Genomic DNA, 13621 nt, shown 5'->3' on the forward strand with positions numbered 1-13621 from the left:
CTATCATGTAACGTTATGATTTCATGGATTGTTTCCACAGTTTCATTATAAAAAATCTATAAAAATTTAAACCATCCAATGTAACACTTTTTACCCCATCCACTCACAAAATAATGAATAAAAAAAGGAATCATGATGATTACATGATTCCTAGTTCAAATAGATTTTAGTGCTTTAGAAAATCTTTTTATCCCTTCATCTATTGATTTTTCATCTTCTCTTGCAAATGTAAAACGGACAAACCCTTTTTCGGATCCCATTGTTGAACCCGGTGCAAAGATTACCCCTTTTTTGATTGATTCTTCTAGTAATTGTACTTCATTAACTTCTTTTTTTAATTTACACCAAATATGGATACCTCCCTGAGGCTGAGTATATTCTACCTGATCCTTTAAATAAAATTGAAGGCTTTTAACAATTTGATTTCTTCTTTTTTCTAGCTGCTTCACTAAATTTTTAATATGCAAATGAAAATTTTCAGCTTCTAAAAAGTCATTTGCAATCCATTGTGTAAATCCAGAATGACCAAAATCTATTTGTTGTTTAGCATCTGATAATCTTTCAATTACAGCCTTTGGACCTATAATCCAGCCAATTCTTAAACCGGATGCTACAATTTTCGACAACGAACTTATATATAATACATTTCCATTATCATCCATTGATTTTAAAGTAGAGACGGTTTCTCCATTAAAAGACGTTAAACTATATGGATCGTCTTCAATGACAGGAATACCAAGTTCTGAAGATATATCTAATATTGACTTACGACGTTCATGGCTAAGATAAGTTCCGGTTGGATTTTGATAGGTTGGATTTAAGAATAGCATTCTGATTCTATGTTTTTTATGTAATTCGATTATATCTGTTGGGTTTACTCCATTATGATCTACAGGTAGTAAATAGGTTTTAATCCCCGCTGATTTAAAAATCGGTAGATTATACGCATATGAAGGATCTTCAATAGCTACTGAATCCCCCGGGTTTAGCAAACATTGAACAACTAAATATAATGCTTGTTGAGCACCTGATGTGATTAAAATTGATGAAGAATTCGTTTCAATTTTTCGATACTGTTTAACATGCTTTGCTATTGTCTCTCTTAATATTTTGTAACCCTGTGGATGATCGTATCCAAGACTCCCAATAAATGATCTAGTGGAAATAATTTCTCTTAATGATTTCATCGGAAAAAGATCTTCTGACAACTCTCCACTTGCTAAATTAATTAGCTTATCTTCTGCTGTCTTTTGACGAATTTTTTGAGTTACAGGCAAATTTGGTAGAAATGAGCCAGCTTCAACATATCTGTTCCAACTTGGTATTCGTTTCTTAGTTATCCCCCAAATATCTTTACTTATTGTAGTTCCGCTTCCTCTATTTCTTTCTATAAGCCCATTTGATTCCAATTCATCATAAGCAGCAACTACTGTGCTTCGATTAATGTTAAATTCTTTCGCTAAATGCCTTTCGGAAGGAAGAGGTTTATCTAGTGGAAAAGTACCGTTAACTATTCCTTCTTCGATGTACTCGGCAAGTTGTTTATAGATCGCTTTTTTCGCTTCACGATCGGGTTTCCACTCCATTGACAATATTCCTCGCAATTCATTATTCTTTCTCACATAAATGTATATTTAAATCGTATTTTCAATCTACAATGAAATCTATTTTAACTACTTAATATTAATAAAATAATTCATCTATTATAATTTAATTTCCTTGACTCCTACTCATCCAATTATCCAATAGTTTTACCATCCACTTTACAAAAAAACAAAATTCCCATCAAAAATTATTAATTAGACGTTCTGCAGAAAACCAGAAGTATCAACTGATGATACCTGATTTTGAATTCAAAAATCACTTCAAATACTTGTAAATCAACTTTTTTTTTATTGTGAACATTTATTGACAGAAATTCTGATTTCGTTGACTTTCAATATTTATGGCTCTATATTTTAACCAATTGTGAATCAAATTAACTCAATAATTACGTTATGGAATGAAAAAAAATCGAAAAGGAGTTTGTTCATGAAGAATAAATGGACTTTGCAAACTTTTTTTATTTCTATTCTCATTTTTTTATCAGGGTGCGAACCACTAAAGGTGTTGGATCCTAAAGGACCTCAAGCTCAGACCCAAGCTAAAGATATTATGTTATCCATTTGGATTATGTCTTTTATAGTCTTAATCGTTTTCCTTATTTTAGGCTATATGCTAATTAAATATCGTTCATCGAATCAAAGTAGTACTTATGAACCTCCTAAAATTAAAGGGAGTGTATTGGTTGAAATGATTTGTGTCGGAATACCAGTATTGATCATCATTTTTCTTTCAATCGTTTCGGTACAAAGCAACAATAAGGTCGAGTCTGCCCCAACTGGATATACAAATAAGAAACCATTAATAATTTACGCTACATCATCTAATTGGAAATGGCATTTCAGCTACCCAGAACAAAATATTGAGACGGTAAACTATTTATATATCCCTACAAATAGAGCATTAGAATTTAAATTATATTCAGAAGGACCAATCACAAGTTTTTGGATTCCACAATTAGGAGGACAAAAATACGCGATGTCAGACATGGTCACTACATTATACTTAGCAGCTGATGTTCCAGGTGAGTATATGGGACGTAATGCAAATTTCAGTGGTAAAGGATTTGCTGAAAATACTTTTAATGTTGTAGCAGTCCCTGTAAACAAATTTAATGAATGGGTTAAAGATGTTAAGAAAACCGCTCCACTTCTAACAAAAGAAAAGTTCACACAGTTGTTAAAACCAGGGCACCTTGGAGAATTAACGTTTACTGGAACTCACTTGGAGTATTTACCTCCAAATGAAGAAGGCCATAATCATCACTCTAGTGAAAATGAAATGGACTCTAAAATGGAACAGCATTCAAAACACTCTAGTCATTAATCTTTCGTAATTTTCAAATTTAAATGTAGTTAAAGGAGTTAATGTTTTATGGAATTTTTTGATCGATTTGCGATTCCACATCCAAACCCTGCTATATATGCATCGATGGTTGCGATTGGGATAACTGTAATTGCAATTGTAGCGGGTTTAACCTATTTAAAAAAATGGGGTTATTTATGGAGAGAATGGTTAACAACTGTTGATCATAAACGAATTGGAATTATGTATTTACTTTCTGCATTACTAATGCTTTTCCGAGGTGGAGTAGATGCCATTTTGATGCGGGCTCAGACGGCCGTTCCCGAAAATACTTTATTAGATGCACAGCATTATAACGAAATATTTACGACTCATGGGCTTGTCATGATTATTTTTATGGCTATGCCATTTATCTATGCTCTCATGAACTTTGTTGTACCTCTTCAAATTGGTGCACGGGATGTAGCATTCCCGCGTTTAAATGCACTAAGCTTTTGGTTGTTTTTTATGGGGGCGATGTTATTAAATATCTCATTTGTAATTGGTGGCTCTCCAGATGCAGGATGGACATCATATTTCCCACTAGCTGGTAATGAACTGAGTAAGTCAGTTGGCACAAACTATTATATGATTGCACTCCAAATTGCTGGACTTGGTACTTTACTTTCTGGAATTAATTTTGTCACAACTATTTTAAAAATGAGAGCACCGGGTATTACACTATTTAAAATGCCGATTTTCACTTGGTCTGCTCTAACGGCAAATGTAATTGTAGTATTTGCATTTCCTGTTTTAACAGTGGCTCTTTTGATGGGTACGATGGACAGACTATTCAGTACAAATTTCTTTACAACTTCAAACGGTGGGATGGATATGCTTTGGGCAAATCTCTTTTGGGTATGGGGACATCCAGAAGTATACATCCTAGTTTTACCCGCTTTTGGTGTTTATAGTGAAATCATCTCCACATTTGCACGTCGAAACTTATACGGATACAAATCAATGGTATATTCAATGTTAATTATCTCGTTTCTATCATTCTTAGTTTGGACTCATCACTTCTTTACAATGGGTCAAGGTGCATTAACGAATAGTATATTCTCGATTACAACAATGGCAATTGCCATTCCAACTGGAATAAAAATCTTTAATTGGTTGTTTACCCTTGGGAGAGGTAAAATCGTTTTTACTGTACCAATGTTATATTCTGTAGGTTTCATTCCCATCTTCACGATTGGTGGAGTTACTGGTGTGATGCTAGGAATGTCTGCAGCAGATTACCAATACCATAATACGATGTTTTTAGTAGCCCATTTCCATTACACGATCATTCCTGGTGTCGTTTTTGCCATGATTGCTGGACTTACCTACTGGTGGCCTAAAATGTTTGGTTTTATGTTAAATGAAAGAATTGGAAAATGGGCATTCTGGTTTATCGCAATTAGCTTTAACGTAACATTTTTCCCAATGTTCTTTACTGGATTAAATGGGCAAGCTCGTCGTATGTATACTTATTCAGAGTCTACAGGATTTGGTCCATTGAATTTATTATCCTTTATTGGAGCAATCGGTTTGGCAATCGGTTTTATTTTACTAGTGTTTAACATTTATTATAGTATTCGTTACTCATCTAGAAATATTAGCTCAGACCCATGGGATGCTCGTACTTTAGAATGGGCTACTCATAGTCCAGTTCCTTCTTATAACTTCGCGACTATCCCTGAAGTACATTCAATTGAAGCATTTTGGGATGCGAAGAAATTAGGAATACCGATCTTTAAAGGTCATTATGATAAAATTCATATGCCAAATAATAGTGGCGCACCTTTTATCATGAGCTGTATCATATTTGTTTTTGGATTCTCATTTGTCTTTTCATTGTGGATTCCAGTAATTGTTTCTGCAATAGGAATATTTGTTTTAATGGGGCAACGTTCTTTTGAAATTGATAAAGGCCACTATATTCCTGTAGAAAAAATTAGAGAAAATGAAAAAGAATTTAGAGGTGCCTAATCGATGAAATTAAAAAACTCACTCCCATTAGAATATAGTACAGAACAAAATCAAATAAACATATTAGGATTTTGGATCTTTTTAGGTGCAGAAATCATGCTTTTCGGAACTCTTTTTGCCTCTTATTTTACATTAGTCAATCGTACTGGCAATGGTCCTACTGGCGCAGAAATATTCGAGATTACACCTGTCTTAATTGAAACATTTGTTCTTTTAGCAAGTAGCTTTGTTATAGGACTTGCTATACATGCGATGCGTATTGGTCGAAAAACAGCTGTAATCACATTTCTTACGATTACGCTGCTTCTTGGTTTAGTATTTTTATGTTTTGAGATTTCAGAATTCGTACATTATGTGCATATTGGTGCTGGATTACAAACAAGCGCATTTTCTGCAATTCTATTAACAACTTTAGGTACACATGGGGCTCATGTGACACTTGGATTTTTTTGGGGATTATTTATCATGTTACAAATTCGAAAAAGAGGAATTACTCCAGAAATTGCTAATAAAACATTTATCTTTTCACTCTACTGGCATTTCTTAGACGTAATATGGATCTTCATTTTTAGCTTTGTTTATCTGAAAGGATTGATGTAATATGAAAGAATTATTTCCTCTTAAGCAAGTTAAAGGCTTTGCTTTTTCAATGATTCTAACTGGAATTGCGCTAGTAGTCTACTTCTTTAACTTGTCATTTACAGTTGGAATGACAATATTGCTTGTAACAGCATTTTTACAAGCGGGTCTTCAATTAGTAGTGTTTATGCATGCAGGTGAAACAAGAGATAAAGGATCTATTTATACAAATATCTTTTACGCATTATCAATCGCACTAGTTACCGTATTCGGTACTTTACTCTGTATGATTTGGGGATATGTTTAATACATTAGTAAATGATTAATTATCTGAAGCTCTAAAATAATTTTTGAGGTGATTTTATGTCAATGACAGCTGTATATGTTATAGGTGGAATCATAATTTTTGTTGTATTCGGTGCTTTTGTTGTAACAGTAAATAAAGGTTATGGAGTAAAACATAAAGTTGATAAAATTGATGAAATTAAAAACGTTTATGATGATAAAAATAATAAATAATTGTAACGAAGAAATGAGAGAATTTGTATTCTGTGATGTTTTCTATTCAACAGTATTGTCGTAACTAGAATATAATTGAATAAATGCTTTTATAAAAGGAAAAGGTTTGATCTGACTAAGATTTTTTCAAGCCTTTTTCCTTTTTTTATTTTTATCTATTTGTATCATAAAAGGAAAAACATGATTTGGGAGGAAATCGTTGCTTGGATTCGGTTATTTATGACACATAATGAAAAGTTTTACCAGTTGTAGCATCCATTCGCGGGCTGGAGAGGCATTTGTGCACGAGCTGTTCCTAAAGCGCCTGGAGAAACTTCTGCAATCATAACAGGTTTTTTCACGATTACCTGATCAACTCTTGAAAACCAGTCTTTAGCTTTTTTTTATACCCCTGAAATAGAATGATTGTATTCATTCAGGGGTTACAATAATAATTCAATTACTTTCTTATATCTCCATATCTCTTCCTTTATTTTTTTACAAATGAAAGGAGGATTTTGCTCATCGTCCTGATTACATATAGGAAGTTTTTCAATTGGGGAGATAACAATTTCAGTTTGATCTTGATAACGTGATTGAATATGTAATGCAAGTTTTTTATTTAAACTACTGTATATATGAAGGTATAACAGTTGTATTGGTATCACAAAGATATTTATTAACACTGTCTTTTATATTTCATGAACAATTAATTAAAATACAATCCTTTTCCAACAGGTTGCACAGTTTCTAATACAGTGTTTACCATATCTTCACTTACTAAGGTTCTAATAATCCAAGCTGAAAGATCCTGGGCAGCGAAGCAACCAGCAGCGGTTGAAACATTTCCATTATTAACAAAACTTTGTTCAATAACTTCTACATCAAATTTTTTAAGTTGTTCAACTACCGTTGGATAAGTAGTTGCCTTTAGACCTTTTAACAACCCTTTAGCTCCTAAAATTAAAGATCCAGAACACATGGATCCAATCAATTGACTTTTTGGGTCGAAGTTTATTTTGTTTAAATACTGTTGATTTTCAAATAAATCCTGAACCCCGATACCACTTGCAAATATTACAGCATCAGCTGATGGAATCTCAGATATATCCCCTGTCATTGGAATTCTTAATCCAGCCATAGAAATATGTGTTTTAGCAGTTCCTAGAAGTTGGACATTCCAATCACTAATACCACCAACCAAACGTACACGATTTAACAAATCCCAAGGTAAAAATACATCAATATCTGTAAAATTATCAAAACAGATGATAGCAATGTTCAAATTTAACCCCTCCATTTAACCAAATTAACTATTCAAATTTATTCCATAATACGTTAATTGCATAGGAAAGAATTACGATTAACGTTTTTCTGTTATTTTTTCCTTATAGTATTCACTCAAAAAAAAGCTTAACCGATATTTAGGATAGGTAGTCTACTTTAGGGGGGCTCCTAAATCTATAAATCCGACATTTCCAATTGATCCTCCACCCCTAAAAATATACAACCCCACTTTATTTTGTATTTCAATTATTTATAGTCTATTTGTTTATTTTTGTAAATTTGTTTATTATTATTTTGTTTGTCTAAAATAAAAAAACAAAAAATGGCTAAAGCATTAATTACAATTGCAACAATTAAAAAGGTAGTATAAATCATAAAATTCTCCAATAGTTTTAAATCCGGAATAACAAATTATTTCCATAACTTAGTCTTTGTTGCTGTTTGTTTCTATTTTTCAGTATAATCTAATGTTTTCTTATGCATCACCTCTAAAATAAATTGCATTTAGATAGTGGAATTAAACCATTAAAAAACAGGAAAATTTAAACTATTCAAAATGTTAAGGTTATTATATGGTGTTATATTTTTTTAGTAAATGACATTCTCGTTATCATAATGATTCATTTCAGTTATTAATAAAGAAAAATGAGGCAAGAGCATAGGAGGAAAATTAATATAAGTCTGTGTTTTTAAGTTTCTTTGATGACAAACCAATTAACTATCATGGAAACCATAAATCGTTAGCTTTTGTTTGAAATACTTTTAATATCAATTTAAAGTTAATGAAAAAATGCCAGCTCGTAGAATAAGAGACTGGCATTTTTTCATTCTTTTATTGTACTACATTAACAGTTTGTGGGGTTGTAGTTACTTTAAAACCTTGTTTATTTACAACTTCTGCTGATACAAAATACGTACCATTTGGAACATCTGACTCAGGCGTCCAGTTCAAATGGATTTCGTTTTCATTTTCAACTATTAAAGAATCAATTACTTTTCCATTTATGTCTTTTATATTGATTGTCCAATTTACATTGTTATTAGCAAATGCATTGATTCCAGCAGGTATACTTGCACTAATATTTTCATTTGGCCATACACTAAAGTAGCTAACTAGCATTTCCTCATTAATATATGAAGGGTCTCCCCACACTGAATATCCATGATTATAAGCATAATCAGACCCCAATACTACAACGCTTTTTGGTTCTTCATTCACAAGGACTGATGTCTGTCCAATCTGTAATGGCTTATATTTACCGTTATACCAAATAATTCCAACTTTAAATCCACTACCATTTTCATTGTCTACTGCTTTGAAAGAGATTTCATATTGTCCATCTTTCGGTTGTACTTTAATATCCGAAACGACTGGAGCAACAGAATCTACTTGAATAGGCAGTTTTACAACTTGTGGTTTAGCATTCTTATAATCTAGAGTTGTTTTTATTACATAGTTATAATAACCATCTTTGACTACCTGGTCATTTTGGTCTTTTACATCCCACAAATAACCACCATTTAAATAGTTATCATAAGACATAATATTTTTACGGAATTTCCATGGCTTTCCAGTATATTCACTAAAGTCACCAAGATATTGAATCATATCACCATTTTCATTCTCAACATACATTTCAGTCTTTTGTAAGTTTCTTAGTGTCGTAAAAGTTGAGAAAACATTTTTAAAGACTGCATTCGGAGAAATAACCATTCGACTTTTGTTAAATGTTCCTGTTTTCGGATCATAACCTAGTGGGAATGTACCTTCTGAACCTGGTTCATCATTCCAAAGAGCTGTGTAACCCAAGTAAGCATCTTTATCCCATGCCACAGGGTCAATATTATGTGGTTGATCCCATTTTCCGTAATAGCCCATATATGGTACAGAAATTGGAACAGCTAAATCTGCGTTTTGACCTGTTGGAACTAGTCGTACATATCCCTCAACAAAAATCCCTTTCTTTAATTTAGAAGGTAATTCAATTTGAATATCGAGATTCTTGTTTTGTCCTGTCTTAATTTTTAATATCTTTCCTTGTGAATTAGATACTTTTTCTCCATTCACAGAAGCTATGGCCCCTTGTATTCGCTCATTTTTTAATGTTAAATACTCTTTTGAATCCAATGTACCATCATTGTCTAAGTCAAATTCTTTCGTTTCTTTGCCGTCTGTTAGGACATCTACATAAACTCTGTATTCAAATTCTTCTTTATCTTTATTGTTTTGAAGTGCATCTAAATTCAATTTAAATTGGACATTATTGCTATTAATCTCTTTTAATGCAACTGATCCTGCTTGTTCTAGAGGAGTTTTTTCTCTTGTCACCAGTACAGGTGTTTTAATTGCATTTTGTATTTGCATCAAACCAGACCCTTGAATTCGTGGTGAGTAAGGAACTTCAGAATTTGTCCGTGGATCTTGTACAATTTTAGATGTGTTCATTAAAGCAATTTTAGCTTTTAAAGCTGTTTCCTTTGAATGAGCTAAACCTTTTTCATATAAGGATTGTAATAAAAGTGCAGATCCACCTGCTACATGTGGAGTTGCCATTGATGTTCCACTCATAACCTCATACTCATTGCCTGGAACAGTTGAATAAATATTTCCGCCTGGTGCTGATAACTCAGGTTTAAAGTCTAATGTATGTGGAGTTCCGTAAGATGAGAAATATGACATTGTATCTTTACTTGGATTATCAATATAAATTCCTTTTGATAATTTCATTTTAACGATATAACCGCTTGTTAACTTAGAAATTAACGTATTACCGATTGCTTTGCCTGTTGTTGCCGCTGGTGTATAATATGGACTAAAGTAGACAAATGGATAGTCAACATCTGTATTCGATGGTACTAAAATAACTGCTTTAGCACCCTTTCTACTTGCTTCGTATTGAATATGACTGTATGAGCCATATATTTGGTCTGGTTTTGCAATTACAATTTTATTTGTAACATCTTTATTTTTAAAATCTTCAGTTCTACCTTCACCTACAAAAATCATCTCGTAACTTTCAAATGGAGATAAAACTTTAGAAAACTTAAAGTTAAACTGGGTTTGATCTTGATATGGAAGCTGAATTCCATTTTCTTCTTCAAGGGTGTTCATATGTATTTTCGAATTTTCATATGAAGCAACTGAAATTGCATATGGACTTACACCTGGTTCACTCACTGTACCAATATCTGGATTTTCGGCATAGGGTTGTAAAGAAGATTGTATTAGATCATTTTTAGTGCTGTAAGCAGAGTTCCCACCAGCAACTACTACAAGTGTGCCATGCTCTGTTGCTACGTGAATTGCCTTCTGAATCGGATCGTTGTCCTCACCAACAAATCCAGCATCAGTTCCTAAACTCATGTTAATAACATCTGCTCCCATTGTTACTGCGTGCTCAATACCAGCGATAATGTCGTCCTCATAAGCTCCTTCGCCATTATCAGAAAACACTTTTTCAGCTAAAAGTTGCACTCCCGGCGCAATTCCTTGTACGCCATCATTTGATTCGTCACCATTTGCTCCTACTGTACCTGCTACATGTGTACCGTGAGGGCTTCCATATTGACCATGAGGTATTACATCAGTATCATCATCCGCCCAATCATAACCAGTAGGTACTTTGTCACTGTACCATTTCTCATTTACTTCAGTTTCAGCGAACTTATTTTGGATATTTGATTCTGTCCATTTTTCCTTTTTTTTACCTTTTTCAGTAAGTGTCATATCTTTATGAGTATAATCAATTCCGGAATCTATAACCGCAACTAGTAACCCGTCACCTTTATAACCATATTGCTGCCATACATTTTGAGCTTGTACCAATTCTTTGCTTGCCCCCATTGATGGGTCAAAAGTTCTTGCAATATGTACATTATCAACCCCAGGTGTGTTTTGTATTTCTTTAACATTACGAAATTCTGTTTCAACACTAAACCCATTAAAGCCTTCAAAGAAACGATTTTTTACCTTGGAAACAGATCTTTGCTTTGAAATTTTTGCTATAACGTCATCTTGCTTTTGCTTTTGTTGCTTCTTTTTTTCTTTAAGAGAAATATCAATAGATTCTGGTTGTTCTACTTCAACTATTACTCGTACTTGTTCATTTGGGTTATAAGCTTTAACAATTCCATTTTCATTTAAATCCTTATAACCTAGTACATCTACTTGATCTTCATTTAAATGCTTCTCTTCTTCTAAGAAAATTTTTTGACCTTTTTTTACAATGTCCTCAATACTTGGAGCTGGAACCGTGCTACTTTCTGTTTCTTTTGCAAAACCTGTTGACGTTAACAATATTGCTGCTAAAGTTGCTGTAGTAATTACTTTGTAAGGAAAACCTTTTTTCTTCCTCATTATCCACTTTCCTCCTACTTAACTCATCTTGATATTTGACCTAAAACAAGTGCGTCTTTAGTAATATTTATTCAACGTTTAAAACACAGTTCTAAAATTGAATTGTACATGTGTAGACCCTGCTTACACTGCAGTAAACACTCACAGCAACTGTTACAACTTTCTCTTCTATTGAAGTCCATTTTTCCTTCTGCAGTAACATCAGCTTTGGAACTATCTTTATCCTGTGTTTCACCTTATAAATTGTAGTAACTTTTGAGAATAGGAGAGCGAGACTGGTGATACACTTGGGCGGGTACTTAGTTGCATTTAGTGACTTTTTAATTGAGGCAAAAACCAAACTACTAAATAGAAGAAATGAATAATGAAGTAATTCGTTTTGTCATCTTTGTTCTCATTTGTTAACCTCCATATTTTTTTATTGATCAACCTGTAAATTCTGGCTGATAATATCAACAGAACGAATCATTAACTTAGTATTTGATGCTGTTTGTTTCTATTTTTCAGATAATTTAATGTTTTCTTATGCATCACATCTAACATAAATCGCATTTTAGGATAGTGGAATTAAACCATTAATTAAAACGGAAAAATTTAGACTATTCAAAATGTTAAGGTTATTATATGGTGATATTTTTTTTTAGTAAATGACATTCTCGTTATCATAATGATTCATTTAAGTTATCAAAAAAGAAGAATGAGGCAAGATTATAGGAGGAAAATCAATATAAGTCTGTGTTTTTAAGTTTCTTTGATGACAAAACAATTTAATTTTTACAATGGTATAGTAACTTAAATACTTAGCTACATTTAAAAAAATAGATACATTGTCACATTTTAAAAACCTATCCTAATAGTATCTCTTTCAATTTAGATGGGTGGAATTTTATAAATATTGCTATATCTAATTGGATATGTGATTATTTCATCTATAAAAATTTGATTTAAATTCTTACTGCTTCAATTTAATTCTAATAAAAAAACCACCTTTCTCAGGTGGTTTTAAATATAGATTAGATTTATTTCAACCAACGTCAGTCCAAACGTCCATAACGGCATTACGATTTTGTCTTTCATGTTGTTAGTTTCTCTTCCTATCAAGGCAATAGGTCATCCATTGTTAGAGTTATGGTCTAACCCCATTAATTTTACAGTTCTCTCCTGCAGAGTCTTGCCAATATTTATTTTTATTTAAACAATTGTGGGTATATCGTTTTTACACCACCAGATAAATTTTGCTGTACCATTCGGCTCAAATTGTCTGCTACAATTTCATAGCTTTCGGCTTCTATACCGTCGATCGCAATCTTAGCAATATCCGCAGGGTTAGTTTTCGGAGCCTTAATTTTAGCTGTCATGTCCGTGTCCATATATGCAACATGTAAGCCAGAAACAAGAATATTTTTAGGTGCCAAAACTAATCGGAAAGTATTCGTCAAACTCCATTCCGCTGATTTTGCTGCTTGATATGCTCCTCCTCCGTTCAAGCTTAACCATGAGAGAACTGAAAGAATATTAAGGATTGTCCCTCCCCCATTTTTTTCAAGTATCGGAGCAAAGGTGCGAATCATAGAGAGAGTGCCAAAAAAATGTGTGTCCATCTCTAAACGAATTTTTTCCATATCACCGTCTAGTAGTGCGGCTTCTGTATTGGATCCAGCATTATTGATTAATAAAGTTACATCTTTCGCAATTTCCGCTGCTGCAGCAATTGACTTTTCATCTGTAATATTAAGCTTTATTGGAATAACTCCAGGAAGATCAATCATTTCCAGGTTTCTAACCCCTGCATAAACCTTGGCTCCTCTAGCAAGAAGTTCTTGTGCTAGATGACGACCGAGTCCACGATTAGCTCCTGTAATTAGCGCTGTTTGTTTTGAAATTTCCATATACGTATTCACCTCATATTTACTTTTTGACTTAATAATTAATTGTTTTATCCATTTGAGAATAATCATTCTTAAATGATCGAAAAAATGA

General features: G+C 32.9%; 9 protein-coding genes. 5 read left to right on the top strand and 4 right to left on the bottom strand.

What is annotated here, in order from left to right; translation table 11 throughout:
* Positions 1–155 precede the first annotated feature (155 nt).
* Positions 156–1586, bottom strand: a complete 1431-nt coding sequence (locus EP747_RS19505; protein ID WP_129691740.1) for a PLP-dependent aminotransferase family protein — start codon at positions 1584–1586, stop codon at positions 156–158.
* Between the two features lie 445 nt (positions 1587–2031).
* On the opposite strand from EP747_RS19505, the gene qoxA reads away from it, so the two are divergent.
* From qoxA to ytzI, 5 genes are read left to right on the top strand one after another with little or no spacing between them, the layout of a single operon-like run.
* Positions 2032–2928 carry a cytochrome aa3 quinol oxidase subunit II gene (qoxA, locus tag EP747_RS19510; protein ID WP_129691741.1) on the top strand — a complete coding sequence of 299 codons (897 nt, stop codon included), beginning with the start codon at positions 2032–2034 and terminating at the stop codon, positions 2926–2928.
* 48 nt (positions 2929–2976) lie between these two features.
* Positions 2977–4920, top strand: a complete 1944-nt coding sequence (gene qoxB / locus EP747_RS19515) for a cytochrome aa3 quinol oxidase subunit I (protein WP_129691742.1) — start codon at positions 2977–2979, stop codon at positions 4918–4920.
* Positions 4921–4923: 3 nt separating this feature from the next.
* Entirely contained in the window at positions 4924–5520 is a 597-nt protein-coding gene (locus EP747_RS19520) for a cytochrome (ubi)quinol oxidase subunit III (RefSeq protein WP_129691743.1), read from the top strand.
* A 1-nt stretch (position 5521) separates the two neighbouring features.
* Entirely contained in the window at positions 5522–5806 is a 285-nt protein-coding gene (gene qoxD, locus EP747_RS19525; RefSeq protein WP_129691744.1) for a cytochrome aa3 quinol oxidase subunit IV, read from the top strand.
* A gap of 56 nt (positions 5807–5862) precedes the next feature.
* A complete protein-coding gene (gene ytzI, locus EP747_RS19530) occupies positions 5863–6018 on the top strand; it encodes a YtzI protein (RefSeq protein ID WP_129691745.1) in 156 nt (51 codons plus the stop codon).
* Positions 6019–6706: 688 nt separating this feature from the next.
* Here ytzI and EP747_RS19535 read toward each other — a convergent pair.
* From EP747_RS19535 to EP747_RS19545, 3 genes are all read right to left on the bottom strand, one after another.
* Complete coding sequence (locus EP747_RS19535; RefSeq protein WP_129691746.1) at positions 6707–7282, bottom strand: DJ-1/PfpI family protein; 576 nt, start codon at positions 7280–7282, stop codon at positions 6707–6709.
* An 834-nt stretch (positions 7283–8116) separates the two neighbouring features.
* Positions 8117–11641 (bottom strand): S8 family serine peptidase, encoded by a 3525-nt coding sequence (locus EP747_RS19540; protein WP_129691747.1) that lies wholly within the window; start codon positions 11639–11641, stop codon positions 8117–8119.
* A gap of 1187 nt (positions 11642–12828) precedes the next feature.
* Positions 12829–13599: an SDR family oxidoreductase gene (locus tag EP747_RS19545; RefSeq protein WP_235832947.1), complete on the bottom strand. Its 771-nt coding sequence runs from the start codon at positions 13597–13599 to the stop codon at positions 12829–12831.
* Positions 13600–13621 lie beyond the last annotated feature (22 nt).

Origin of the sequence: Gottfriedia acidiceleris (genome assembly GCF_004138285.1) — a bacterium.
Classification (GTDB): domain Bacteria; phylum Bacillota; class Bacilli; order Bacillales; family Bacillaceae_G; genus Gottfriedia; species Gottfriedia acidiceleris_A.

What these genes read in the sequence shown, in the direction of transcription:
- EP747_RS19505 (WP_129691740.1), bottom strand. Translation starts at nt 1,586, where the DNA reads ATGGAGTGGAAACCCGATCGTGAAGCGAAAAAAGCGATCTATAAACAA.
- qoxA (WP_129691741.1), top strand. Translation starts at nt 2,032, where the DNA reads ATGAAGAATAAATGGACTTTGCAAACTTTTTTTATTTCTATTCTCATT.
- qoxB (WP_129691742.1), top strand. Translation starts at nt 2,977, where the DNA reads ATGGAATTTTTTGATCGATTTGCGATTCCACATCCAAACCCTGCTATA.
- EP747_RS19520 (WP_129691743.1), top strand. Translation starts at nt 4,924, where the DNA reads ATGAAATTAAAAAACTCACTCCCATTAGAATATAGTACAGAACAAAAT.
- qoxD (WP_129691744.1), top strand. Translation starts at nt 5,522, where the DNA reads ATGAAAGAATTATTTCCTCTTAAGCAAGTTAAAGGCTTTGCTTTTTCA.
- ytzI (WP_129691745.1), top strand. Translation starts at nt 5,863, where the DNA reads ATGTCAATGACAGCTGTATATGTTATAGGTGGAATCATAATTTTTGTT.
- EP747_RS19540 (WP_129691747.1), bottom strand. Translation starts at nt 11,641, where the DNA reads ATGAGGAAGAAAAAAGGTTTTCCTTACAAAGTAATTACTACAGCAACT.
- EP747_RS19545 (WP_235832947.1), bottom strand. Translation starts at nt 13,599, where the DNA reads ATGATTATTCTCAAATGGATAAAACAATTAATTATTAAGTCAAAAAGT.